The 25,202-nt window shown below is 67.2% G+C and carries 19 protein-coding genes and 2 pseudogenes; 6 read left to right on the forward strand and 15 right to left on the reverse strand.

From position 1 onward, the window contains the following. Positions 1-19: 19 nt before the first annotated feature. Positions 20-2,965 (reverse strand): 7TM diverse intracellular signaling domain-containing protein, encoded by a 2,946-nt coding sequence (locus F2Q65_RS09160; protein ID WP_170265618.1) that lies wholly within the window; start codon positions 2,963-2,965, stop codon positions 20-22. Between the two features lie 173 nt (positions 2,966-3,138). On the opposite strand from F2Q65_RS09160, the gene F2Q65_RS09165 reads away from it, so the two are divergent. Further along, complete coding sequence (locus F2Q65_RS09165) at positions 3,139-7,836, forward strand: PAS domain-containing protein (RefSeq protein WP_150092639.1); 4,698 nt, start codon at positions 3,139-3,141, stop codon at positions 7,834-7,836. Positions 7,837-7,904: 68 nt separating this feature from the next. Here the strand turns inward: F2Q65_RS09165 and F2Q65_RS09170 are convergent, their stop codons facing one another. Beyond that, positions 7,905-8,438: a universal stress protein gene (locus F2Q65_RS09170; protein WP_150092641.1), complete on the reverse strand. Its 534-nt coding sequence runs from the start codon at positions 8,436-8,438 to the stop codon at positions 7,905-7,907. Between the two features lie 118 nt (positions 8,439-8,556). Between F2Q65_RS09170 and F2Q65_RS09175 the strand changes: the two genes are divergently transcribed. Then, positions 8,557-9,453 (forward strand): TauD/TfdA family dioxygenase, encoded by an 897-nt coding sequence (locus F2Q65_RS09175; RefSeq protein WP_150092643.1) that lies wholly within the window; start codon positions 8,557-8,559, stop codon positions 9,451-9,453. A 41-nt stretch (positions 9,454-9,494) separates the two neighbouring features. Here F2Q65_RS09175 and F2Q65_RS09180 read toward each other — a convergent pair whose 3' ends face one another. Beyond that, the gene (locus tag F2Q65_RS09180; protein WP_246156108.1) at positions 9,495-10,040 is read right to left on the reverse strand and encodes a hypothetical protein; all 546 of its coding nucleotides are present in this window, start codon (positions 10,038-10,040) and stop codon (positions 9,495-9,497) included. A 140-nt stretch (positions 10,041-10,180) separates the two neighbouring features. Between F2Q65_RS09180 and ubiD the strand changes: the two genes are divergently transcribed. Next, positions 10,181-11,647, forward strand: a complete 1,467-nt coding sequence (ubiD, locus tag F2Q65_RS09185; RefSeq protein ID WP_150092645.1) for a 4-hydroxy-3-polyprenylbenzoate decarboxylase — start codon at positions 10,181-10,183, stop codon at positions 11,645-11,647. A gap of 52 nt (positions 11,648-11,699) precedes the next feature. On the opposite strand, the gene F2Q65_RS09190 is transcribed toward ubiD, so the two are convergent. The 4 genes from F2Q65_RS09190 to F2Q65_RS09205 all read right to left on the reverse strand — a co-directional run bounded on the left by F2Q65_RS09190 (position 11,700) and on the right by F2Q65_RS09205 (position 13,968). Beyond that, positions 11,700-11,960, reverse strand: a complete 261-nt coding sequence (locus F2Q65_RS09190; RefSeq protein WP_150092647.1) for an RNA recognition motif domain-containing protein — start codon at positions 11,958-11,960, stop codon at positions 11,700-11,702. A 214-nt stretch (positions 11,961-12,174) separates the two neighbouring features. Continuing rightward, positions 12,175-12,405: a glycine zipper domain-containing protein gene (locus tag F2Q65_RS09195; protein WP_150092649.1), complete on the reverse strand. Its 231-nt coding sequence runs from the start codon at positions 12,403-12,405 to the stop codon at positions 12,175-12,177. Between the two features lie 140 nt (positions 12,406-12,545). Continuing rightward, complete coding sequence (locus F2Q65_RS09200) at positions 12,546-12,974, reverse strand: Rap1a/Tai family immunity protein (protein ID WP_150092651.1); 429 nt, start codon at positions 12,972-12,974, stop codon at positions 12,546-12,548. Positions 12,975-13,110: 136 nt separating this feature from the next. After that, positions 13,111-13,968: an SDR family oxidoreductase gene (locus F2Q65_RS09205; protein ID WP_150092653.1), complete on the reverse strand. Its 858-nt coding sequence runs from the start codon at positions 13,966-13,968 to the stop codon at positions 13,111-13,113. A gap of 171 nt (positions 13,969-14,139) precedes the next feature. Here F2Q65_RS09205 and F2Q65_RS09210 point away from each other — a divergent pair, with 171 nt between their 5' ends. After that, the gene (locus F2Q65_RS09210; protein ID WP_150092655.1) at positions 14,140-15,165 is read left to right on the forward strand and encodes a CDP-6-deoxy-delta-3,4-glucoseen reductase; all 1,026 of its coding nucleotides are present in this window, start codon (positions 14,140-14,142) and stop codon (positions 15,163-15,165) included. A 64-nt stretch (positions 15,166-15,229) separates the two neighbouring features. Here F2Q65_RS09210 and F2Q65_RS09215 read toward each other — a convergent pair whose 3' ends face one another. After that, positions 15,230-16,006: a uroporphyrinogen-III synthase gene (locus F2Q65_RS09215; RefSeq protein ID WP_150092658.1), complete on the reverse strand. Its 777-nt coding sequence runs from the start codon at positions 16,004-16,006 to the stop codon at positions 15,230-15,232. Further along, positions 16,003-16,929: a hydroxymethylbilane synthase gene (gene hemC / locus F2Q65_RS09220; RefSeq protein ID WP_150092660.1), complete on the reverse strand. Its 927-nt coding sequence runs from the start codon at positions 16,927-16,929 to the stop codon at positions 16,003-16,005. The genes F2Q65_RS09215 and hemC overlap by 4 nt, the downstream gene beginning before the upstream one ends. Positions 16,930-17,185: 256 nt before the next feature. Between hemC and argH the strand changes: the two genes are divergently transcribed. Further along, on the forward strand, positions 17,186-18,583 hold the full coding sequence (gene argH / locus F2Q65_RS09225) for an argininosuccinate lyase (RefSeq protein WP_150092662.1): 1,398 nt from the start codon (positions 17,186-17,188) through the stop codon (positions 18,581-18,583). Positions 18,584-18,618: 35 nt separating this feature from the next. On the opposite strand, the gene F2Q65_RS19935 is transcribed toward argH, so the two are convergent. The 3 genes from F2Q65_RS19935 to F2Q65_RS09235 all read right to left on the reverse strand — a co-directional run bounded on the left by F2Q65_RS19935 (position 18,619) and on the right by F2Q65_RS09235 (position 20,363). Then, on the reverse strand, positions 18,619-18,939 hold the full coding sequence (locus F2Q65_RS19935) for a hypothetical protein (RefSeq protein WP_246156109.1): 321 nt from the start codon (positions 18,937-18,939) through the stop codon (positions 18,619-18,621). 52 nt (positions 18,940-18,991) lie between these two features. Beyond that, on the reverse strand, positions 18,992-19,825 hold the full coding sequence (locus F2Q65_RS09230) for an ATP-binding protein (protein ID WP_246156110.1): 834 nt from the start codon (positions 19,823-19,825) through the stop codon (positions 18,992-18,994). A 94-nt stretch (positions 19,826-19,919) separates the two neighbouring features. Then, entirely contained in the window at positions 19,920-20,363 is a 444-nt protein-coding gene (locus F2Q65_RS09235; RefSeq protein ID WP_150092663.1) for a hypothetical protein, read from the reverse strand. Between the two features lie 444 nt (positions 20,364-20,807). Between F2Q65_RS09235 and F2Q65_RS09240 the strand changes: the two genes are divergently transcribed. After that, positions 20,808-21,839, forward strand: a complete 1,032-nt coding sequence (locus F2Q65_RS09240; RefSeq protein ID WP_150092665.1) for a hypothetical protein — start codon at positions 20,808-20,810, stop codon at positions 21,837-21,839. 81 nt (positions 21,840-21,920) lie between these two features. Here F2Q65_RS09240 and F2Q65_RS09245 read toward each other — a convergent pair whose 3' ends face one another. The 3 genes and pseudogenes from F2Q65_RS09245 to F2Q65_RS09250 form a co-directional block, all read right to left on the reverse strand. Beyond that, the gene (locus F2Q65_RS09245) at positions 21,921-22,745 is read right to left on the reverse strand and encodes a putative bifunctional diguanylate cyclase/phosphodiesterase (protein ID WP_150092667.1); all 825 of its coding nucleotides are present in this window, start codon (positions 22,743-22,745) and stop codon (positions 21,921-21,923) included. Between the two features lie 93 nt (positions 22,746-22,838). After that, positions 22,839-22,976, reverse strand: a pseudogene (locus F2Q65_RS20415) (hypothetical protein); the annotation flags it as partial. A 4-nt stretch (positions 22,977-22,980) separates the two neighbouring features. Then, positions 22,981-24,918: pseudogene (locus F2Q65_RS09250) on the reverse strand (PAS domain S-box protein); the annotation flags it as partial. Positions 24,919-25,202 lie beyond the last annotated feature (284 nt).

The raw sequence follows: 25,202 nt of genomic DNA on the forward strand, positions 1-25,202 counted from the left end.
GGTTCGGATCCGTCCGCGGTCAGTCGGTGGCATTGGCCTGCAGATGGCCACGAACGGCGTCCCGCAGGGTGTCCAGCTCCTGGTTGAAGGCCTCGCGCAGAGGCTCATCGGGGTGCTGGTACAGGAGCTTGGCCACCGCCTGCAGGCGTCGGGCCCCGAGATTTCCGCTCAGCCCCTTGAGGGTGTGTACCATGCGCCGGCTGTCGGGGTCGAGGCGTTCGAGCCTGATGTCGCCGTATTCCGCCAGAAAGCTGCGCAGCACCACCGCATACAGGGCGGCGTTGCCGCCCATGAGTTCCAGCGCCGCGTCGGTGTCCAGGATCGGCAGTCTGGTCAGGTCGGGCAGGCGTTCATCCGCGCCGGCGGTGTCCTCGGCCCCGGTTTCCGCCCCGGTTTCCGATCGGATGTCCGCCCGGGTTTCCGCTCGAGTTTCAGGGCTGGTCTCGGCGCCGGTCCCAGCGTTGGTCTCGGTGTCGGTTTCAGGGGCGGTCTCGGTACCGGTTTGGGCGGCGGGCGCCAGGTGTTTCTGCAACATGGAGAGAAGATCCTCGGAGTTGATCGGCTTGCTGAGGTGCGCATTCATGCCGACGGCCTGGCAGCGGGCGATGTCTTCCTGGAAGGCATTGGCGGTCAGGGCGATGATGGGCACCTGGGCATCCAGGGCCCGAATCTGTCGCGTCGCCTCATAGCCGTCCATGATCGGCATCTGCACGTCCATCAGGATCAGGTCGAACGGCCTGGACCGGCATCTTTCCACCGCCTGCAGGCCGTTTTCGGCGGTCTCGATGTGCAGGCCGGTCTCCTTCAGGAAGCCGAGCACGATTTCACGATTGATGGCATTGTCCTCCACCAGCAGCAGACGCCGCTCCGCAAACCGCGTCCGCCGGCTGGCACTTTCGCCCGGGGTGGGGAGTCTGGCCATTGCCGACGCTGTCGCGCTGTCGTTGCTGCTTCTGGCGTCGGCCGCATTCGGGGCCTGTATCCGGGTTTGGGTCTGGACTGGAGACTGCGTCAGGGCCTCGCCCTCGCCGATGTCCTCTGCGCGGCAGGGCTCGGCCCGGATCTCGACGCTGAAGCAACTGCCCTGCCCCGGCTCGCTGGCCACCTCGATGTGCCCGCCCATGAGCTCCACCAGCTGCTGGCTGATGGCCAGCCCCAGGCCGCTGCCGCCGAACTGGCGGGTGATGCTGGTATCCGCCTGGGAAAAGGCCTGGAACAACCGCCCGCGCTGCTCCGCGGTCATGCCGATGCCGGTGTCCTGCACATCGAAGCGCAGGCGCCCGGGGACAGGCTGGCGGACGCGCAGGCGCACCTCTCCGGCGGGGGTGAACTTCACCGCGTTGCTCAGCAGGTTGGTCAGCACCTGGGTCAGGCGCAGGCTGTCGCCGCGATGAAAGCGGCCGAGGTCGGGCGGAAAGTCCACCACCAGCGCGAGGGATTTCTCCTGTGCCGCGACCGCCATGAGCTGGGCCACCTTGTCCACCAGTTGCCGCAGGTCGAAAGGGATGTTTTCGATGCGCAGCTTGCCCGCCTCGATTCTGGACAGGTCCAGGATGTCGTTGAGGATGCCCAGCAACGACCGGGCCGAGCTCTCGATCTTTTGCACATAGTCCCGCTGCTGCGCCTGCAGCGGCGTGCGCAGCACCAGTTGCGACATGCCGAGGATGCCGGTCATGGGGGTGCGGATCTCGTGGCTCATGTGGGCCAGGAACTGGCTCTTGGTCTCGCTGGCGGCGCGCGCATCGGCGGCCTGCGCCGCCTGCCGCCGCAGGTCATTGATGCGCTCCGCCAGCGCGAACGACAGCAGCAGCATCTCCAGCGCGCTGCCCATCTGCATCGCATAGCGGGTCAGGAAGCTGGTGGGCACCAGCCCCAGATTGCGTGCCCCGAGCAGGGCCGTGCCCACCAGAAGGATGGTCCAGGCGAGCAGGAAGAAGCGCGCTGAGGTGACGCCGTTGCGCAGGCCCTGCACGCCGGCGGCGACGGCGAAGGGTGGAAACAGCAGCCCGGCGACGGACGTGGCCATGGCGATGAACTGCGGCGAGCTCCAGGGAGCGGCGATGGCCAGGGCGCCGAAAATGATCGCCCACATCAGCAACGCACGATCCATCACCGGCGCATGCCGGCGAGTGTCGAGGAAGCAGCGCGAGAACACCGCACCGAAGAGGCCGGTGAGGTTGAAACCCATCACCGTCGCCAGATCGGCCCAGGCGGGCCACTGCGGCCACAGGTAGGCGAAGAACAGCCCGGTCCAGGCGCCCTGCCCCAGTGCCATGGAGGTGACGAACAGCACATACCAGAGATAGGCCCGGTCGCGCAGTGACAGGTACAACAGCGCGTTGTAAGCAAGCAGTGCCAGCAGGATGCCGAAGTAAAGCCCCAGCAGCAGGTCGGCCCTGGTGGTCGCCGCACGGAAGGCCTCCGGCTGCCAGAGCAGGGTGCCGAAGGTGAGGCTACCCTGGTTCTGCACCCGCAGGTACAGGTCCACCGGCCTGTCTGCCGGCAGCTGCAACGGAAAGACGAAGTTGCGATGGGCCAGCGGGCGCTCGGCGAAGGGGCGCAGATCTCCGGCGACGGCGCTGTACAACAGTTCGCCGCTGGCCGGGTCTACCAGGTACAGGCCTACCGCGTCCAGGGTCGGGAACGGCAGTTCCAGCAGGCGCGGTCCGCCCCGAGCCGAATACAGCGGCACCCGCACCCACCAGACAGAACGGGTATAGCCCAGGTTCGGGTCCACGCCCAGGTCCTGCGGCAGGAAAGCGTCGGACCGCATCACCGCGGACAGATCGAGCACCCCGTCCGGATCCTCCAGATACCGATACCAGGGCCCCAACGCCAAACGGTCGCGGGCGTCAACTGCCAGACTGGACCCCGGCCCCGACACCGGATCGGACGCCGGATCACCGGAGGCGCCATCGTCCGCCAGGGCAACGGGCGCGAGCCAGGCAAGGGCCAGCAACAGCAAGACGCGCAGGCACTGGCGGCAGCGCCCCGGACGGCAAGGAGACGTGAATCGGCACATCGTCCTAGTGTACGCTGTTCTCGACGGCCGATCATCCTGGCCCGCGCCTTGGGTGTCCCGCCTGGAGGGGTTCCCAGCTCGCCGAATGGACATGGGCCCGGGCGCCCGAGGCTAGCATGTATACTCCTGATCAGGCGCAACCTCGACTGACGGCCATGGCGGACCCGCAAAGCGTTTCCAATCTCAGCACCGCAACCCGGACCCTGCTGGAGCATCTGCCGGTGGGGACCTACGAGGTCCTGATCCATCCGGACGGGCGGCCGGAATTCACCTATGTCAGCAGCCGCTGGCTGGAGCTGTGCGGGCTCGATCGCGTCCAGTTCATGGCCGATCAGGGGTTGGCGCTTGCGGTGATCCATCCCGATGACCGCCAGCGCATGATCGACGACAACCGGCGGGCCGCGGCCGAGGGCGTTGCGTTCCGCTGGGAAGGCCGCCTGCTGGTGCATGGCAAGGTGGTCTGGGTGGCCATCATTTCCAACCCCCATGCCGACGGCGACGGCCGCACGCGCTGGGAAGGGGTAATGATCGACATCAGCGCCTACAAGCAGCTCGAGACGCAGCTGCGCGCCGCCGAGGGCCGGCTGCGACGGCTGTTCGAACACCTGCCCCTGCCGGTATCGGTGGCCTCGCTGGACGCGGATCGGCGCGTGCTGTTCAGCAATGCCGCCTTCGAGCGCGCCTTCGGTTATGGCCCGGAGGACATCCCCACCGTTGCCGACTGGGCGCGACTGGCCTACCCCGATCCGGCCTATCGCGCCGAGGTGTTCGGCCGCTGGGATGCAGCGGTGGCCACGGCTGCCGAGGCTTCCGGGGATGTCCCGCCGATGGCGTTCCGTGTCACCTGCAGGGACGGCCGCGTGCGAGAGACGGAAATCAGCACCAGCATCGTCGACGGCCTGCTGGTGACGGCCTTCGTCGACATCACCGAGCGCGGGCGCGCCGCGGCCGAACTCGCCGCCAAGGAGGCCGAACTGCGGCGCCTGGTGGATGGCCTGCCCATCGGGGTGGCCATCATCAGCCTGGACGCCAACCCCCGCATCGAGTTCCTCAACGCCCGCTTCACGCAGACGGTCGGCTACACCCTGGACGACATCCCCACCGCCGGCGACTGGGCCCGGCTGGCCTATCCGGACGCGGCCTACAGACGCGAGATCTTCGCCGTCTGGGATGCCGCCGTGGAGCGCGCCATCACCGATACCGGGCGCGTGGAATCCATGGAGGCACGCGTCACGGCCAAGGACGGGCGGGTGCTTGACGCCCTGCTCAACGCCATCGTGCTCGACCAGCGGCTGCTGGTCACCCTGGTGGACATGACCGCGCTGAAACAGGCCGAGCGGGCGTTGCGCTCGGCGCGCGAGGCCCTGGAACGCACCGCCTTCGAGGTCACCGAGAACATCCCGGTGGGCACCTACACCATGGTGCTGCCCGCCGGTGCGGACATGGCCCATTTCTCGTTCATGAGCGATCGCTTCCTGGAACTGACCGGGCTCGATCGCGAGACCGCCGCGGCCGATCCGATGCAGGCCTTCGCCTGCATCCATCCGGATGACTACGACCAGTGGGTTGCGCTCAACGCCGAGGCCTTCGCCAAACGGCGACCATTCTTCGGCGAGAGCCGCGTCATCGTCAATGGCGAGGTGCGCTGGATCACCGCCGAGTCCACGCCCCGCGAGCTGCCCGACGGCTCCATCGTCTGGGAAGGCGTGCTGATCGACATCACCGAGCGCAAGCGCTTCGAGGAGGAACTCACCCACGCGCGCGCCGCCGCCGAGGCCGCAAACCAGGCCAAGAGCGCCTTCCTGGCCAACATGAGCCACGAGATCCGCACCCCCATGACCGGCATCATCGGCCTGGCCCAGCTGGTGCTGCGCGGCGAACTCAATCCGGGGCAGCGTCACGAACTCGACAAGCTCGAGCGCCTGGCGCGTTCGCTGCTGGGGATCCTCAACGACATCCTCGACCTGTCCAAGATCGAGGCCGGCCGGGTGGCCGTGGAGCAGATCCCGTTCGACCTGCGACAGATGATCGACGAGGTGCGCCAGTTCCTCGAACACAACGCCCGCGACAAGGGGCTCGACCTGGTGGTGGAACTCGACCCCGCGCTGACCAGCCATTACCTCGGCGATCCCCTCCGGCTCAGGCAGGTGCTGACCAACCTGCTGGGCAATGCCATCAAGTTCACCGACACCGGCGAGGTGCGGCTGCGCGTGTCCGTTGCCGTGTCTTCCGGCGCCGGGTCGTCCAGCCATGGCGAGCGCCTGCGCTTCGAGGTGTGCGATACCGGCATCGGCATCAGCGCCGAGCAACAGCAGACCCTGTTCAAACCCTTCTTCCAGGCCGACGACAGCACCACCCGCCGCTACGGCGGCAGCGGCCTGGGACTGGCCATCAGCCAGCAGCTGGTGGAGCTCATGGGTGGACAGATCGAGGTGCAGAGCGCGCCCGGCCAGGGTAGCTGCTTCCGCTTCGACATCGCCACTGAGGCCGTGCCCGCGCCGGCGCCCCAGTCTGCGCCCGAGTCGACAGCCGAACGGGCACCCCGGCAGGTATCCCAGCCGGCGGCCAGTTCCGCAGCAGGGCCGGGGCTGGCCGGGCGATGCATCCTGCTGGTGGAGGACAACGCCATCAACCAGCAGATCATCTGCGGACTGTTGGCCGATACCGGCCTGCGGATTGAGGTGGCGGAAAACGGGCGGCAGGCGGTGGCGCTGTACCGCGCCAGCATGGAATCCACCGCCGAGGGCGGCTCAGCAGGCCCAAAGCTGCCGGAGCTGATCCTGATGGACCTGCAGATGCCGGTCATGGACGGCTACGAGGCGACGCGACAGATTCGGGCCCTGGATGCGCAGGTGCCCATCGTCGCACTTACCGCCAACGCCTTCCCCCAGGACGTGGCGAAGACCCTGGCCGCGGGCATGAACGCCCATCTGAGCAAACCCATCGACCTGAAACAGCTCAGCGCGGTGATCGCCGATTTTCTCCAGCCCGGCGACACGCCGGCGATACCGGGCGGGGCGGAGGCGGATTCCCGGCCCGAAGCCGCCCGAACGACCGAGCCCGATGCCGACTTTCCGCACATCCCCGGCATCGACCGCGCGCTCTGCTGGCGGATGACCGACGGCGATCCATCGCTGCTGCAACGCCTGCTGCAGGCACTGGCGGATGACTTCGGCGACGCGCCGCAGCAGACCGCCCGCGACCTGGCCGATGGCGAGACCGCCACCGCCAGCCGACGGCTGCATACCCTGCGCGGCATCGCCGGCCAGCTCGGCGCAGCGGATCTGGCCAAGGCCGCAGGCGCGCTGGAGCGGGCCATCGAGGCCAATGCGGGTGACATCAGCGAGCCGTTCGCCGCCTTAACCGCCATTCTGCAGGCGCTGCTGGCTGCCAGTGCGCCCTGGCGCCAGGCTGCCGCTTCACCGCCCGATCGGCCCACTGCCCGGCCGGTCGGACATCTGGCCAGACAACAGGCTGAAAAGGCCGTCGGCAAGCCGGCCCGCCTGCTCATCGTCGACGACAATCCGATGGCGGTGGAGACCCTGTCACGGGCGCTGAAGGGCATGGGCGAGTTAATCAGCGCGGGCAACGGTGCCGAGGCGCTGCTACGCACGGCACAGACCCCCGTCGACCTGATACTGCTGGACGCGCGCATGCCCGGCATGGACGGCTTCGACACCTGCCGCATCCTGCACCGCGACTACCCGGACATCCCGGTCATCTTCGTCACCGCCGATGATGACATCGACAGCGAGGTGCGCGCCCTGCAGGCCGGGGCGCTGGACTTCATCAGCAAGCCGATCCATGCGCCCGTGGTGCGCGCGCGGGTGGGCGTGTATCTGCAGCTCAAGGCCCAGGGCGACCGGCTGCGCCTGAGCGAGGCGCGCTACGCCCGCGCAGCGCGCGGCACCTCAGACGGGCTCTGGGAATGGCAGGTGCAGACCGGCGAGTCCTATCTGTCGCCGCGCTACAAGGCCCTGCTGGGGTACGCCGACGACGAGGTAGAAAACACCCTCGAGGGCTTCGAGACCCTGGTGCACCCCGACGACCTGCCCAAGGTGCGGGCTGCCCATGCAGCGCATCTGCAACAACGCGAGCCGTTCGACATCGAGCTGCGCATGCGCAACCGGGCCGGCGAGTACCGCTGGTTTCGCTCACGCGCCCAGGCGGAGTGGGACGCCGACGGCACCCCGCTGCGCATGGCCGGGGCCATCAGCGACATCACCCAGCAAAAACGCGACCGCGAGGCGCTGCAACAGGCCAAGGAGGCGGCCGAGCAGGCCAATCGCGACCTACAGGCGGCCAACCGGGAGCTCAATCGACTGGCCACCACCGATCGCCTCACCGGCATCTTCAATCGCCTGTCCTTCGAGACCCGGGCCGGGGAGGAGATCAACCGCAGCGAACGCTACGGCCAGCCGCTGTCGCTGCTGCTGTTCGACATCGACCACTTCAAGTCGATCAACGACCGCTTCGGGCACCTGGTGGGCGACGAGGTGCTGATCGAGGTCGTGCAACGCGCTCGGGTTCACCTGCGGGCGACGGATGTGCTGGCGCGCTGGGGCGGCGAGGAATTCACCATCATGCTACCCCAGAGCCGCCTGGCCGAGGCCGTCGCACTGGCGGAAAAGCTGCGCGCGCTGCTGGCGGACACGCCGTTGCCCGAGGTAGGCCAGGTCACCGCCAGCTTCGGCGTGGCCGAATGGTCCCCGGGGGATGACCTGGACCACTGGGTGAAGCGTGCCGACGAGGCCCTCTACGCCGCCAAGGCCGGCGGCCGCAACCGCGTGGAGAGCCAGGCCGGCGCGGGCTGAAAGGCGGCCCATTCAGTCCGCCAATTCAGCCTGCCAATTCCGTCGCACACAAGTCGTCAGCCGCGACCTCAATCCTCCGCGGGCTGGGGGATGCGCACCGCCAGCAGGTCACAGACCTCGTGGCGCAGCAGAGTGCGCGGGGTGGAGCCGAACAGGCTGCTGAGCCAGTTGTGATCGCGGGCGCCGACGACGATCAGGTCCACCCCCAGGTCCTTCGCCACATGCTCGATGCTGCGCCCGGCGGAGCCGAACTCGACGATGCGGCCCTCCGGCGGCACACCGATGCGCTCGCCCAGCCGGTCCAGCTCCCGCCGGGCCACATCGATCAGCTCCTGCTCCAGTTGGAACTCCTCCGGCAACACCGGCTCGGCGACGAAGGCACCGGCGGCATAGTCGGCCCCCGGCGGCACGTAATCGACGATGTTCACCAGTGTCAGGCGCGCATCGAAGCGCGCGCGCAGGGTCAGCGCGCGCTGGGTCACCACCTCGGACTCCGGCGCGAAATCCACCGCCAGCAGGATGTGCCTGTAACCCTGATCCCCGTTGCCCTGATCCCGGTTCCCCTGGCCCCGGTTCCCCTCGTCCTGGTTCGACTCGGACATGATCGCCTCCTCCCGGCGCAGCGTGCGCCGTTGTGCCTTATCGCCTTGATCGCCGATGCCTACAACTCAAGTATACTCGTCGGATGTTTCGCTGTGATCAACACGCCCGAGTCCTTCCATGCCTTCAACCGCCGGCCAGTCACCCTTCTCGTTGGACAACCACGCGGCCTATGAGGCCTGGCGCGCGGGTAAGCTCGCCGCACAGCCCGACAGCCTCGACGACCTGCTGGTCGAGGTCGACGACCCGCGCCGACTGACCGACGCCGAATTCGACGCCCTGGCCGAGCGCATCCGGCGAGCCAACATGGTCGTCTACGTCGGCCGCACCGGCGATGACCCGGACAAGGACATCCCGCGCCTGCTCGGCGCGCGCTTCGGACTGCACCGGCTGGATCACAACCCCGGCGCCGACGACGACGCCATCACGTCCATCACGGTGCAGTCCGACGCCCTGCGTCGCGGCTTCATCCCCTACACCGACCGGCCCATCGCCTGGCATACCGACGGCTATTACAACGGCGCCGATCGCCAGATCAACGCCATGGTGCTGCATTGCGTGCGGCCCGCGGCGCAAGGCGGCAGCAACGGCCTGATCGACCACGAGATGCTCTACCTGAAGCTGCGCGACCAGGACCCGGCACACATCCGGGCGCTGATGCATCCCGAGGCCATGACCATCCCGCCCAACGTGGTGGACGGCGAGGAGCTGCGGCCCGCCAGCACCGGTCCGGTGTTCAGCCTCGGCCCCCGCGGGCATCTGCATATGCGCTACACCGATCGGCGCCGCAACATCAGCTGGCGCGACGACGCCGACACCACCGCGGCAGTGGGCGCCCTGCGGGCGTTGCTGGAGGACGAGACGCTGCCGCGGTTCGAGGCCACACTGCAACCGGGCTGGGGCCTGCTGTGCAACAACGTCCTGCATCGACGCGGCCGTTTCAGCGATACTGATGGGGAACGGCCGCGGCTGCTGTACCGGGCACGCTACTACGATCTGATCGACCCTTCGGCCTGATCAGACCACCGACGGACACCGCCGGACCGCCGCCGGGTCTCTCAGGGCGCCTGGCGGACACGCACGGTCTCGAAGCGGAACGGCGCCGCCAGGATGCCTCGGGGCTGGTGCAGCAGCACCCGGGCCTCCCAGGTCATGCGATCCCGCACGCAGATCGGCAACATGGCACCGCCGCGATAGGTCAGGGTCCGCGCATCCGTCGGTTCGTCGCCTGGCTCGCCGGTTGGCACGCTGCTTAGCTCAAGGGCCACGCGGTTGTAGCCCATGTCCATGTCGACACCGACCAGGTCCAGTTCCACCCGCCGGGGCGGAGACAGGCCGTCGAGCACGACCTCCACCTGCAGCGGATGCACCACCGGAATGCCCCGGGGCCGGATATCCAGCCGCACGCCGCCACCGGAGTCGAAACGCACCGCGCAGGGTGACCGGCGCACATCGCAGCCGGCATCAAGCGGGGCCCGCTCGGCGATCGGCGGATGCAGCAGCGGCAGGGTCTTGTAAAGCACAACGCCAATGACCGCCAGCGCCAGCACAGCCACCAGGCCCCACAGCAGCATGGCAAACGGGAAACGCGTCTTCACATTCACTGAGGTTCGTCCATCAAGACTCAAGGTTCGGCCCTCGCCAGCTTCAGTCCACCCACGACCACCGTGCTGTTGAAGCACACGAATCGATCCGCGACCGCCCGCGGCTCCTCCGCCATTGCAGACTACCGCAAATCCGCATCATGAAATACAAAGACCTGCGCGACTTCATCCAGCAACTGGAAAAACGCGGCGAACTCAAACGCATCCGCGTCCCGGTGGACCCCTACCTGGAGGTCACCGAGATCTGCGACCGCACCCTGCGGGCCGGCGGCCCGGCATTGCTGTTCGAGCAACCCAAGGGCTCCCGGATCCCGCTGCTGGGCAACCTGTTCGGCACGCCCAAACGCGTGGCCCTGGGCATGGGCGAGGAATCCGTCGAGGCCCTGCGCGAGGTCGGCCGGCTGCTGGCCTTTCTGAAGGAGCCGGACCCGCCCAAGGGCATGCGCCAAGCCTGGGAGACCCTGCCGGTGTTCAAGAAGGTGCTGGACATGGCGCCCAAGGTCCGCAAGGGCGCCCCCTGCCAGGAGGTGGTGCAGAGCGGCGACGCGGTCGACCTGGGCGAGCTGCCCATCCAGCACTGCTGGCCCGGCGATGCCGCGCCGCTGATCACCTGGGGGCTGGTGATCACCCGCGGCCCGGAAAAACCGCGCCAGAACCTGGGCATCTACCGCATGCAGGTGCTTGGGCGCAACCGGGTCATCATGCGCTGGCTGGCCCACCGCGGCGGCGCGCTGGACTATCGCGCCTGGCAGGAAAGGCATCCGGGCGAGCCGTTTCCGCTAGCGGTGGCCCTGGGCGCCGACCCCGCCACCATCCTGGGCGCGGTCACGCCGGTGCCGGACACCCTGTCGGAATATGCCTTCGCCGGACTGCTGCGGGGCAGCCGCACGGAGCTGGCGCAGTGCATCGGCAACACGCTCCAGGTGCCGGCCAGCGCCGAGATCGTGCTGGAGGGCCACCTGCATCCCGGCGACACGGCACCGGAGGGCCCGTTCGGAGACCACACCGGCTACTACAACGAGATCGACGACTTTCCGGTGTTCACCATCGACCGCATCACGCGCCGTGCGGAGCCGATCTACCACAGCACCTACACCGGCCGACCGCCGGACGAGCCAGCCATCCTGGGCGTCGCCCTCAACGAGGTCTTCGTGCCGATACTGCAGAAGCAGTTCCCGGAGATCGCCGACTTCTACCTGCCGCCGGAGGGCTGCTCCTACCGGCTGGCGGTGGTCAGCGTGAAGAAACAGTACCCCGGCCACGCCAAGCGGGTGATGATGGGCGTGTGGTCCTTTCTGCGGCAGTTCATGTATACCAAGTTCGTCATCGTGGTGGACGACGACGTGAATACCCGCGACTGGAAGGACGTCATCTGGGCCATGACCACGCGCATGGACCCTGCGCGCGACACCGTGATGGTGGAGAACACCCCCATCGACTACCTGGACTTCGCCTCACCGGTCTCCGGCATCGGCTCCAAGATCGGCTTCGACGCCACCAACAAGTGGCCCGGCGAGACCAGCCGCGAGTGGGGCCGGCCGATTCGCATGGACCCCGCCATCAAGGCGCAGGTAGACGCGATCTGGCCGACCCTGGGGCTGGATTGAAACGCGAGAGGCGCCGGGCAGGAAGCCCCGCCTCCTCAGGGCCGCATCAGTCTTATCTCGGGGGCCGCTCCGTACGTGGACGTGCCTCGTTTACCGTCAGCTTGCGCCCGTCGTTCATGCTGTCGTGCAGGGCCTTGATGGCATCCTCGGCCTCGCTGTTGTTCGGCATGTCGACGAAACCGAATCCCTTGGACTGACCGGAGAACTTGTCCTTGATGACATCGGCACTTGCCACGTCGCCGAAGTCGCTGAACATGTCCCGCAGCTCGTCGTCAGTGACGGAATACTTCAGGTTGCCTACGTAGATCCTCATCGCTCACTCTCGAAACGGTGTATGCATTGAGATCGAGGACACCGAGGGTCGATCAACGCACAAATCGACAAACGGCGAATGACACAGGGTGTCAAGTTCTGAACCACGCCGCGCACTGATCATGACCAGCGACGGCATTCGGCACCAGGTATCCGGCGACACACGCCTGCGGCCGCGGGCGGCCCCGGAAAACCCGTTGCCGCCCGGGCCGACATCAGTCGATATTGCCCTTCTCATGCTGATCGAACAGGTAGCCGCCCAGGGCGCCCACGCCGGCGCCGATCAGCGCGCCCTTGCCGGCATTGGCGCTGAGGGAGCCGACCAACGCGCCACCCGCGGCACCCATGGCTGCACCGCTGCCGGCGCGCTGGCCGGTGGTGGTGCCACAGCCCGCGAGCATGGCGAGACTGACGGACAGGATCAGGATAACGGCCGACTTCTTCATCGTCTTTCTCCGCAAACAGGCCCACGGCCGGGCCGTGGATCGTTACAACTCAAGCGTACCCCAAGTTGCTTCCCTTTGCTCGCCCCTTGGGCTTGCCCCTTTGCTGGCAGGCAACGCAGGCAAAACGCCTGCGGCGTCGATCACTTGCAGGGATACTTGGCCGCCAGGGCGCGTACCAGGCCGACCACCGGCAGCTCGCCCATGAGTTCGGCGTTGTCGCGGTTGGTGCCGCCCCAGGCCACGAATGCCTTGCGACCATCGTCAATGGTGGTGTTCTTCGGATAGCAGACCAGCCGCTTCAGCTGCTTGCGGTCGCTGACGGCGTCGTGATATTGCACCGTCGCCTCGATGAAGGCGCGGCAGGCCAGCAATGCCGGCACGTGGGCGGCATCATCGGCGGAAACCGAGCAGACCGTCAGCAGGTCCTCGGTGGTGTCGAAGTCGAAGCTGTCGGTATTGCCGGCGACGGCGCTTCCGGCCAGGGACAGGCCCAGGGCAAGCACCAGCGCCGGACCCGTGATCGGGCCACCCACGGACAGACCCGAAGGCCGGGAGAGACTGAATCGCATGGATCGTTCCTCATTGGTCTTGCAGTATGGAGATGGGCCTCACAGCCCGCTTCGGCACAGGCCGATCCGATGATTCTAGCAGCGCCACGGACCATCGGCCTAGCGGCAAAACACCGGGCGCGGCGCAGGGTGCCGACTAGCCGAAGCACGCCGCCAGGCCATCGGCCAGGGTGGGGTAGCGCAGGGTCAGCGCCAATTCGGACAGCAGGCGCCGGTTGCTGAGCCGGCGGGATTCGTTCAGGTAGGACAGCATGCCGGGCGAGACCCGGCCCGGTGCCTCGGCCAGCGGGATCTGCGGCGGCTGCGGCAGGCCCGCGGCTTCGGCGATGCGGCAGAAGTAGTCGGTCATGGTGCTGGGATGGCCATCGCAGACGTTGTACAACGCGCCATCCGGGGCGCGCTCCATGGCCGCCAGGCAGACGCTCGCCAGGTCTTCCACATGGATGCGATTGGACCAGGGCGCCTCCTCCAGGCTGATCACCGGCTGGCCGCTGCGGATGCGCTCCAGCGGCAGCCGGTCGCAACCATAGATGCCGGCCACCCGCAGGATCACCAGCTCGCCGCCGCCCTCGGCATGCCAGCGTCGCAGCCGCTGTTCCGCGTCCCAGCGCCGCAGCGACCGCTCAGCCGTCGGCTGCACCGGCCAGGTCTCGTCCACCCAGGCGCCGCCGCAGTCGCCGTAGACCCCGGTGGTGCTCACATAGACCAGGCGCCGCGGCTGCCCGTTCGCGGCAAAGGACGCCAGCAGTCGCGCGGTGAGCGGATCCTCGCGGCCCTGTCCCGGCGGCGGCGCGAAGTGGAACACCGGCGCATCCGCGCAGACCAGGGGCGCCAGGTCGTCCTGTTGCAGGTCGAGCTGCAACGGCTCGATGCCCGCTGCTGCCAGTTCAGCCGCGCGCCGGTCGCTGCGCACGACCCCGGTCACCTGCTCTCCCTGCGCCTGCAGCCGCCGAGCCACCAGAGCGCCCAGATATCCACAACCGATGATGATCATACAAGCGCCCCCGCACATCGCCGATGAAGCCCCGGACGGACCCACTCCGCCCTCGACAGGCCGCAGCATGGCTTGCAGCCGACAAAAGAGTCAACACATGGTAGGTTCAGGGATCAGTTCTGACCCGCAGAGACGACCCGCAAGCCCGCGACACAGCAAGAAGGCCAGTCCATGAGTTTCACCATCCGCACGGAGCCCAACCACCATCGCTTCAGCGTCGAGCCCGGCCAGACCATCCTCGACGCGGCGATCAAGCAACGCATCGGCCTGCCCTACGGCTGCCGTGACGGCAAGTGCGGAAGTTGCAGCGCGGAACTGCTGGAGGGCGAGGTCAGCTACCCCAGCGGCAAGACCCAGGCGCTGGAGGGACAACCCGACAACGCCTGCCTGACCTGCCAGGCGGTGCCCCGGAGCGACCTGCGCCTGCGCGTGGCCGAACTGGAGACCACTGCCGACATCGAGGTGCGCACCCTGCCCTGCCGCGTGGCGGAGAAGACCCGCCTGAATCATGACGTGGTGCGTCTGGGCCTGAAGTTGCCGGAGGGCCAACGGCTGCAGTTCCTGGCGGGGCAGTACCTGGAATTCATCCTCAGCGATGGGCGCAAGCGCGCCTTCTCCATGGCCAATGCCCCCCACGACGATGCGCTGGTGGAACTGCATGTGCGCCGCGTGCCGGGGGGCGAGTTCACCGACTTTCTGTTCGACGAACTGCCGGAGAAGGCCATCCTGCGCATCCAGGGCCCCCTGGGCACCTTCGTGCTGCGCGAGCACTCGGAGCGGCCGATGATCTTCATCGGCGGCGGCACCGGCTTCGCCCCCATCAAGGGTATGCTGGAGCACGCCTTCCACGCTGGCATCCAGCGCCCGATGACGCTCTACTGGGGTGCCCGGGCCCGCCGCGACCTGTACCTGCCGGACCTGCCGCAACGCTGGGCCGCGGAGCATGCCAACTTCAGCTATGTGCCGGTGCTGTCCGAACCGGACGCGGACTGGGACGGCCGGCGCGGACTGGTGCACGAGGCCGTGCTGGAAGACCATCCGGACATCGCCGACTACGACGTCTACCTGAGCGGCCCGCCGGTGATGGTGGAGGCCGGCCGCAGCGCCTTCGAGGGCCGCGGCCTGGGCATGGATCACATGTTCTCCGACGCCTTCGAGTATGCCGCGGACAGCCCCGGCTACGGCAAGAAGCCCTGACAGCCATCCGACAGCCGCCAGCCGCCAGCCGCCGTCTGACAGCAGGGGACGCTGGCAGCCGGGATCAGGGGCGCACGCGGGCCAGATGCAGCCGGCACAAGGCATCGCACAGGCCCGCATCACTGGCCTCGCTGGCCACCGCCACGGTGCGAAAGCCCATGGCCAGGGCCGTCTGCGCGTTGCGCTCGCTGAGTACCGCCAGCGGCAGCCCGAACATCCACGGGTACGCCGCCGGCGGCAGCAGCCCCATCAGATTGGCCAGCACCTCGTCACTGGTGGCCGTCACATAGCCCAGGGCCGATTCCCACTGCGGCAGCAGGGCACCGACATCCACCTGCGGCGGCACGCGCCGATAGACCTCGGCAAAGGCCGCCTCGGCCCCCCGCTGGCGCAGGGTGTCACGCAGCAGGGGGCGGCCGCCGTCGCCGCGCACGATCAGCACCCGCCGACCGGCCACCGCCGTCAGCTCGGGCAATTGCAGCAGCGCCTCGCTGTCGAAACCGCTCGCCGGCACCAGGGGCGACGGCAGCCCCGCCGCACGAATGGCCGCGGCGGTGGCCTTGCCCACGGCGGCCAGACGGGTGTGGGCCAGGGGTTCGGCGCCGCCCAGCAGGGCCAGCGCATGCTCGACGGCATTGCGACTGACGAACACCATCAGATCCCAGGGTTGCCGCAACTGCGCCCGTGCCGCCTCGGCCTCCAGCGTCGGCAGGATCTCCACCGTCGGGAACAGGATCGGCTCACCATCCAGTTCGGCCACCAGCCGGCTCAGGGCATCCGCCTGGGCCGCGGGCCGGGTGATCAGCACGCCACGGCCGTTCAGCCGGCACGGGCCGCTCATGACTCGCGCAATGCCGCCAGGATCTCGCCTGCCCCCTGCTCGAGCAGCGCATCCGCCAAGGACTCGCCCAGGGCCTCGGCCTGCTCCGCCGGGCCGCGACGCTCCGCCCGCAACAGGCGCGTACCATCGGTGGAGCCCACCAGACCGCGCACCCACAGGGCATCGCCCTCGTGCAGGGCATGGCCGGCGATGGGCACCTGGCAACCGCCCTGCAGGCGGGCGTTCATCGCGCGCTCCGCCCGCACCCGCTCGGCGGTCAGCCGGTGGTGCAGCGGCGCGATCAGGTCGTTCACCCGCGCATCGTCCTGGCGGCATTCGATACCGATCGCCCCCTGGCCGATGGCCGGCAGGCTGTCTTCGGCGCTGATGCGGTCGCGGATGCGCTCGCCGAAGCCCAGGCGCTTGAGCCCGGCGGCGGCCAGGATGATGGCGTCGTAGACCCCGTCATCCAGCTTCTGCAACCGGGTGTTCACGTTGCCGCGCAGGGGCTCGATGCGCAGGTCCGGCCGACGGGCCGCCAGCTGGCACTGCCGGCGCAGGCTCGAGGTGCCCACGCAGGCGCCCTGGGGCAGTTCGTCCAGCGCGCCGAAGCGGTTCGAGACGAAGGCGTCCAGCGGGTCCTCGCGATCCAGGATCACCGCCAGGTGCAACCCGTCCGGAAACTCCACCGGCACGTCCTTCATGGAGTGCACGGCGATGTCCGCCGTACCGTCCAGCATGCCCTGCTCCAGTTCCTTCACGAACAGGCCCTTGCCGCCGATCTTGGCCAGGGGCGCATCGAGGATCTTGTCGCCGCGGGTGGTCATGCCGACGATCTCGACGGCGAGATCGGCATGCAACCGCCGCAGCTCGGCCGCCACATGCTCGGCCTGCCACATGGCCAACGGGGATTTGCGGGTCGCGATTCGGAGCGTCTCGGTCATTGCATACAGTCCAGGGAATGGTGGAGAAGTCAACGGCAAGCAGGGCCGTCGGGCAAAAAATGTCAACGGTACCGCATCCGGCGCCCGCCGACGATGGCCGGGATCAGGTTAACATGACGCCAAGCCGACATCCGGCACCAGCGCCGGACGGTCGCCATCCGTAGTACACTCGCCGCGCCGCATCGCCCCCAGCGCAGCTGCCGCGTGCGCCGGTCGGGCGTCACCTCAGTCTCAGCCCACGAGCGCAACCGCCGCAATGACAGACCCCACTCCTGCACCCGTCAAACCCTGGTCCGGACGCTTCGACGCCCCCACCGATGCCTTCGTCGAGGCCTTCACCGCCTCCGTCGGCTTCGACCGGCGCCTGTACCGGCACGACATCGCCGGCTCCATCGCCCACGCCCGCATGCTGGCACGCCAGGGCATCCTGAGCGATACCGAGCGCGATGCCATCGTCGCCGGCCTGGAGCGTATCCGCACGCGCATCGAAGACGGCAGCTTCCAGTGGTCCGTGGCCCTGGAAGACGTGCACATGAACATCGAGGCCGCGCTGACCGCCGACATCGGCGACGCCGGCAAGCGACTGCACACCGGCCGCTCGCGCAACGACCAGGTGGCCACGGACATCCGTCTGTGGCTGCGCGACGAGATCGACGCCATCATCGCCGGCATCCAGGGCCTGCAGGACGCCCTGCTGGACCTGGCCGAGCGCGAGGCCGACAGCATCCTGCCGGGCTTCACTCATCTGCAGGTGGCCCAGCCGGTGAGTTTTGGCCATCACATGCTGGCCTGGCACGAGATGCTGCTGCGCGATGCCGGCCGCTTCCGGGACTGCCGCGTGCGGCTCAACGTCATGCCCCTGGGCGCCGCCGCCCTGGCCGGCACCACCTACCCCATCGACCGCGCCTACACCGCGCAGCAGCTCGGCTTCGACCGGCCGGCGGAGAACTCCCTGGACGCCGTCTCCGATCGTGACTTCGCCATCGAGTTCGCCGCCTGCGCCGCCATCCTGATGATGCACCTGTCCCGCTTCTCGGAGGAACTCATCCTCTGGTCCTCGGCCCAGTTCGCCTTCATCGACCTGTCCGACGCCTTCTGCACCGGATCCTCGATCATGCCGCAGAAGAAGAACCCGGACGTGCCGGAACTGGTCCGCGGCAAGACCGGGCGCATCTTCGGCCACCTGATGGCGCTGCTGACCCTGATGAAGGGCCAGCCCCTGGCCTACAACAAGGACAATCAGGAAGACAAGGAACCCCTGTTCGACACCGCCGACAACCTGCGCGGTGCGCTCAAGGTCTTTGCCGACATGATGCGCCACGCCCGCTGCAACCGCGAGCGCATGCGCGCTGCCGCCCGTCAGGGCTTCTCCACCGCCACCGACCTTGCGGACTATCTGGTGCGCAAGGGCATCCCGTTCCGCGACGCCCACGAGATCGTCGGCAAGGCGGTGGCCTTCGGTGTGCGCGAGCAACGCGACCTGGCGGAACTGAGCCTGGACGAACTGCGCCGCTTCTCGCCGGCCATCGGCCCCGACGTGTTCGACGTGCTGACGCTGGAAGGGTCCGTCGCCGCCCGCAACCACCTCGGCGGCACCGCCCCAGCGCAGGTCCGCGCCGCCATTGCCCGCGCCCGTGGCGCACAGGGCGGCTGAGCAGGGAAAGTTTCGGATCCGGATCCGGATCCGGCTCAGGCCCGAACCACCTGGACCCAACACCCGGCGGGGCTCCGGGTCCGGACCAATCCAAGCCGCTCAGCCAGTGGCGGCGCTTCCGGGCGACGGTCGAAGATGATCAGCCAGCCGGTCTCCAGTCCCATTCCGGCCAGATAGGCGTCCAGTTGCGCCAGCCCTTCAACCAGTGGGTCCGGTGCGCCGGGTCGCCAGACCTTGATCTCGATCGCCAGCGTCTGGGTCCGGTGACGCAGACACAGATCCATCCTGCCGCGGCCAATGGCGTATTCGCGTTCCAACGTCCCCGTGCCGTTGACCACCCGCTGCAGAAAGGCCATGAGCACCAAATGCGGAGCGATCTCGTGGTAGGGGACACTGCCGAGCAGTGCCTCACCATGCTGGCGCCAGAAGTCCAGGAAAGCCGCAAGCAGGGCATCGGGGTCCAGGTCCCCCTGAGGCGTGAGCCAGCTCGGACTGAACTGGGGCAGCGAGTCCTGCGGACCACTGGCAAGCATACGCGGCTTGTCCGGTCTCGATAGTGTGTTCGGCGAGCAAGGCCGTCACCTCATCGACCGAGAAGTCCCCCAGCCGCAGCGACTCGGCCTTGATATTGAAGGCACTACCACCGGTGACGGGCGCGCACTCCGAGGTAGCATGAATCCGGTAGTCACGCAGGTCTCGTACGCCACAGAGGATGACAGTACTCGGAAAACCACCTGGCCGTTGCGGATAGCCCGCTCGTAACTGGCGCAACAACGAGATCAGGGTATCACCCACAAGCGCATCGACCTCGTCGAGCAGGAGCACCAGCGGCCGCTCGGTGCCCTCGCACCAGTGGGCCAGAAAGGCACGCAGCACACGGGTCGGCGCACTGCGCTCCAGCACCTCGTCCGCAAGCGCCTCGATCCCCTGCGCTCCGATCTGGCGTCTGGCTTCGGCAGCGATGGTTTGCACGATGTCAGTCATCGCCAGGGCCATATCCTCACGCGCCGCCTGTGCCGTCTCGAGGTTCGCGTAGACAGCCCCATAGTGCCCCTGACGGTTCAGAAAATCCCTCAACGCCAGCAGGCAACTGGTCTTACCGGTCTGCCGCGGGGCGTGGAGCAGAAAATATTTCTTCTGCTCGATCAGGGTCAGCACCTCATCCAGATCCCAGCGCTGCAGCGGCGGCAACAGGTAGTGATCCTCAGGCCGGACTGGACCTTCGGTATTGAAAAAACGCATCGCTCCTCACTCGATGAAGGAAGTGCTACCCGTAACCCCTTTGTAACAGAGGGGCCTAAATATGTATGCTGTCACCATAATTTGGGATAGGTGCTCAGCGGGTCTTCCAGATGCGGTAGTAGACGCGCCCGTCGGTCTCGTTTTCCAGCAGCCAGCGGCCGTTCTCGAACGGCAGCCGGGTGTTGGTGTATTTGCGGCAGGACAATCGGCCGGTACCGACGGACAGCCCGACCAGCGCCAGCTTGCGCTGGAAATAGGCCTCAGCCGGCGCGCAATCCGTGGGTTGGTACTCTGTTTCGAGCCGGGCCTCCAGCCCGCCCGTCGGCCGCAGGCGCAGCCAGGCGTCGTAGGACCCGACGATGCTGCCGCCGTCGGCCTCGATGGTCACCGATTCGATGGGCGTGACGAAGCCATCGGCATAGACCTTGTCCGGCCGCGGCCGAGTCGGGTCATCGCTGCGGGCGCAGGCCACCAGCAGCAGCAGCGCCAGCATCAAGACCCACACGAAAGCCGGGATGCCGGTCAGCGCACCCGGCATGACCCTGCCCCTCCCTCGGTGTTCACCCCACGCGGTCCCCTTGCTCATCCGTCACCCCCGACCGTAAAACCCGCTCCAGGCCAGCAATCGGCACGCCTCCTGCCCTGCACCTGGATGCAGCCTGCCGGCGATTTGCAGCCATGATTGCCCACAGACTACACTCACGTGCGGAAAAGAACAGCGTTCACTGACCGGCATTGACCAACCGGCATCGACTGACCGGTACCGACTGGTCGGCATTGGCTGACCAGCGCCCACTGGGCGTTTTCTGTACGGCCCGCCCCCCGCCGTTCGGATCAGGGCGGGGACCTGGTCCGGGTGAGACGCTCGCATCACAATGACCGACTTCGCCTCTGCAACGGCTCTGCATCCATGGCTCTCTCTTACGATTCAACTATCCACAAGGTTCAGCGGGGCGTTCATCAGAAGTTCTACGAAGACAGGATGAACGCGCTGGTCCACAAGGTCGAGTCTGCGATCGCAAAGGGCGATACGCTGACATCCTGCAAGCGTCGAATCGTCGACGCAATGAGCGCGGACTTTCCGTATTGCGACGGGGCAGACACCACGTTCTGCCGGGGTTGCTATGAGACGCTCGTCGAGCGACTGTTCGAAAAACTCGACTGCGCGCCCTGCACGACCGATGAGATCAACAAGGAAATCAAGGTCGCCGAACAGGATTTCAGACAATGGGAACGCGACATCAAAAAGTTCATCCTGGAATTCCAGCATGAATACCAGGCCAGGAGCGATGAATTCCTGGCCTCGCACGGAAACCTCAGACGGAACGCAAGCGGTCTGCTTGGCGGCAACCAGGAAGAGGCGTCGTCGAACCTCCGCGGACAGCTGGCCAGGGCCGCGGATACCGAGTTTTACTGGCTGGGCATGCACGTTGCCCAGACGCTCCCGGGCTATGAAGACGGCATCGAGCGCGTGATCAAGGCGGCGAGGGACCAGGGCGCAGAGACCATCTCGGGCATCGACTGGCGACATTTCAGCCCCATGCTGATCGACCTGTTTGCCAGGCAATGGATCGATGACCCCTCGGAAAGGGAGGTGTTCGTCGAGTACATCGGGCAGCGCGAGGCGTTGCGGTATTCCGTGCTCCAGCACGGCGGCTTGCTGAAAAGACTGGGGCTACGCGACTGGAAGCGTGGTGCGGATACATGGCTGCCGACCTTGGCGCATGCTGCAACCCCGGCCTTTGCTGACAAGGTAGCGAGCGCTGAACCGGACACCATGCCGTCAGACCCCGCACCGATTCACGCTGACCCGGATGTCGTCCAGGTCGAGACAGGCAGCGCGGGCTACCGTGAGCGCATCAGGGCGTATCGGCAGGGCGCCATCCACGCCCTGGCTGCACTGCGCGCGAACCGGCGTCAGCGAAACCGCAAGGAGACCATCAGACGCATCAAGGCCCAGGGCGTCGAGGCGCTGCTGGCGGTCACCTTCGGCGATGGCCCGACTGATCCCTAGACCGCCCTGGTCCATGGAGCCACCGGCACGGAATCCATGAACAACGCCACCGCGCGCATGCCCCGGCACCGGCTCTCGACGCTATGTCGCCTCGCCTGACGGCAGCACCTGCGCGGGGTTGTCACGCGCCCGCAGCCAGCGCTCCAGCTCGGGGGCAGGCATCGGCCTTGCGTAGAGGAAGCCCTGCACCTGGCCGCAACCCATGCGCCGCAGACTCTCTGCGACCGCTGGCGTCTCCACCCCCTCGGCCGTGATGCGCAGTCGCAGGGCGCGGGCAAACTGGATCATGGCCTGCACGATGGCCGGACTCTCGACATCGGCATGGATGTCCCTGATGAAGGAGCGATCGATCTTGATCTTGTCGGCGCCAAAGCGCTTCAGGTAGCCGAAGCTGGAGTAACCGGTACCGAAGTCGTCGATGGCCAGCCGAATACCCTGTTGTTTCCAGTTCGCCAGCGTCTCCAGCACGGCCTCCTCACCCTGCAGCAGGATGGATTCCGTGATCTCAAGTTCCAGGTTTTCAGGGGGCAATCCACTGTCCGCGAGAGCGGCCGACACGGCCTCGTTCACCCGCCCCTGGCGGAACTGAACCGCCGAGAGATTCACCGCCATGATCAGGTTCGCCCAGCCTGCGCTGCGCCAGGCCGCGGCCTGACGGCAAGCCTGTTGCAGCACCCAGGCGCCGATGGGCAGTATCAGTCCGCTCTCTTCGGCGACATCGAGAAAATCCGCGGGTACCAGCAGCCCGACGCCCGGTCGCCGCCAGCGCAACAGGGCCTCGACGCCGACCACGGCCCCGGTTCGCAGATCCAGCTGCGGCTGGTAGTACAGTTCCAGCTGCGTCTGTTGCAACACGCCGGCCAGCGCCTCGCGGGTCTCAAGAAAACGCATCAGCGCAATTTTCATGTTCCGCTCGAACAGACAAACGCTGTGCGGTTCGTTTTGTTTGGCCGCACTCAGCGCAAGACCGGCATTCTGCAGCAGGGTGTCTGCATCCCGACCGTCCTGCGGATAACGGGCGACGCCGAGCGAGGCGGTGATGCTGAGTTGCCGGCCGGCGATATCGAAGGGCGCCGCCAGAACCTGCTGTAGTTCTTTCGCAGGTTTGCAGCACCACCGGTTCGCAGTGATCCGGATGCAGGTCGGGCAGCACGATGAGGAACTCGTCGGCCGTCAGGCGTGCCAGCTGCGCCCCGTCGGGCCGCTGCTGGTTCAGCCGCTCGGCAACGGACTGCAGCAGGGCATCGCCGATCCCCTGACCGCAAGAGATGTTGACATGCTTGAACCCGTCCAGATCCAGCAGCAGCACGGCCAGGGCGTTCTGACCCGGGGCGACACCGGCGATGGCCTGCGCCAGCCGGTCACGCCCCAGAATCCGGTTCGGCATGCCGGTCAGGCTGTCGTGATAGGCCAGGAACTCGATGCGCGCGCGGGCCGCGGTCTGCTCGCTGATGTCGCGGCAAATGGACAGCATGGCGGGTATCCCGCCATAGCGGATCCGGGTTGCACGCACTTCGACCGGAAAGGTGCGTCCGGTCGCGTCGCGATGCAGTGCAGTGAACGCGGCCTGCCCCTCCTGCTCCAGACGCGCGATCCGCGCCGCGGCATTGACGCCGTCTTCGGGAGTGTCGACATCCGTGATGTGAAGCTGCAGAAAGGCATCCTGTGACCGACCGTAGTGCCGGCAGGCCTGGTCGTTGACCAGCAGGAAACGGCCATGCAGATCGATGATGAACATGGGATCCGCGGCGTTATTGAACAGCATGCGGTATTGCGCCTCGCTGGCCTGGAGCGCGGCATTCGCCGTGCGGATCTCGGCGGTGCGTGCCTGCACCTGACGCTCCAGATCGGCGCTGAGACGCCGGTAGCGTTGCTCGCTCGCGCGCAGGTCGCGTTCGGCGCGCGTGCGCTGGGTGATGTCGATCATCACCGTCAGCAGATAGGCCTGCCCCTGACTGCTGATCTGCTCGCCGTAGAACAGGCCATCGAGGATCTCGCCATCGCGGCGCCGAACCTGCAGCGCCTCGTCACTGATGCGCTCACCGGCGAGCAGACGCCGCACCAGGCGCTGATGGCCGGTGGAGTCGGGGAACAGCCTGAGCGCGGCGGCCGATTTGCCCAGGACCTGCTGGCGTTGATAGCCCAGGGTGTCCAGAAACGCCTGGTTGACGTCCTCGAACCGCCGCTCGGGCAGACGAGTCAGGGCCATGAAGGCCGGATTGAGCTGAAACAGCCGCTCGAAGCGCTGCTTTGCCTCCTGCTCGACACTGAGATCCTTGATGATGCCGAAGAAACAGTCAGCCCCGTTCCAGCGACCCGGCCAGACACGTGTTTCCACCGGGACCAGCGCACCGTCCCTAGCCTGCAGGGGCAGCGGACAGCGCTGGCGCTCGGCACGCAGCATGGCGGCAAAGATCGCTTCGGCCTCCGCTCGCAGCTCGGCGGGATGCAGGTCAAGCACGTGCATCCCGACCATCTCAGCGGCGTCGTAGCCCAGGATGTGCTCGCAGGCCGGATTGGCGAACAGGATGCGCCCATCGAGGCCGACCACCAACATGAGATCTTCGACGGTGGCGAAGAAGGTCTGAAAATTGACCACCAACTCGCGCAACGCCTGCCTGGCGCGTTGCAGCGCAACGCCCTCGTCCACCTGCATCGGCTCCGACAGCCTGTAGCCCTCGCCCCGCACGGTTCTTACCGGCGGCAAACGGCCGAGGCGATGCTTGCAACGGCGCCGCAGCCGACTCACCACCTGATCGAGCCATGTCTGCTCGTAGTCGTACCAGCGGCGACCCAGCGCTTCGACGAGCGAGCGCCGGCTGACAGTCGCGCCCCGGGCCTGGGCGAGCGTCTGCAGCAAGCCGAGTTCCATTCGGGAGAGCCCCTGCACCAGGCCCTCGGGCGAAGTCAGTTCACCCCGCTGAGAGTCCAGATGCCAGGCATCTTCCCCGGGCTGAGCGGCCGCCACGGCCTGCGGCAGTCGTGCCTTGTCTTCGTCGGCGTCGCTCACCCGTGCGTTCCGTACCGCCGATTGCCGGCAGGCGCAGCGCCCAACGAGAACCCTCGGAGGTGGTGGCATTTGGCAAGGTTCAGGTACATGTTGCTGTCATCCGCCACCAGAAGGCGCGTTCCACCCCAAGGCGCCTGCCCAGCCCGCTGTCGACCAGACGAACCCTGTAAGGCGTGATGCCAACCGGCATCGAGATCACCGAGCCGCCAGGGCCTTGATCGCTGCCTCCGCATTCCCCTCATGAATAAAGTCCGACAAGTCAACCAAATCCGGCAGCCTAACCGAAGCAATGCTTCGCTGTCTGACAGATTCTGACACCCTTCGCCAAACCGCAGAGCCAAAGAGCACGCAAT

It is taken from the genome of Thiohalocapsa marina, from assembly GCF_008632335.1.
GTDB classification, from domain to species: domain Bacteria; phylum Pseudomonadota; class Gammaproteobacteria; order Chromatiales; family Chromatiaceae; genus Thiohalocapsa; species Thiohalocapsa marina.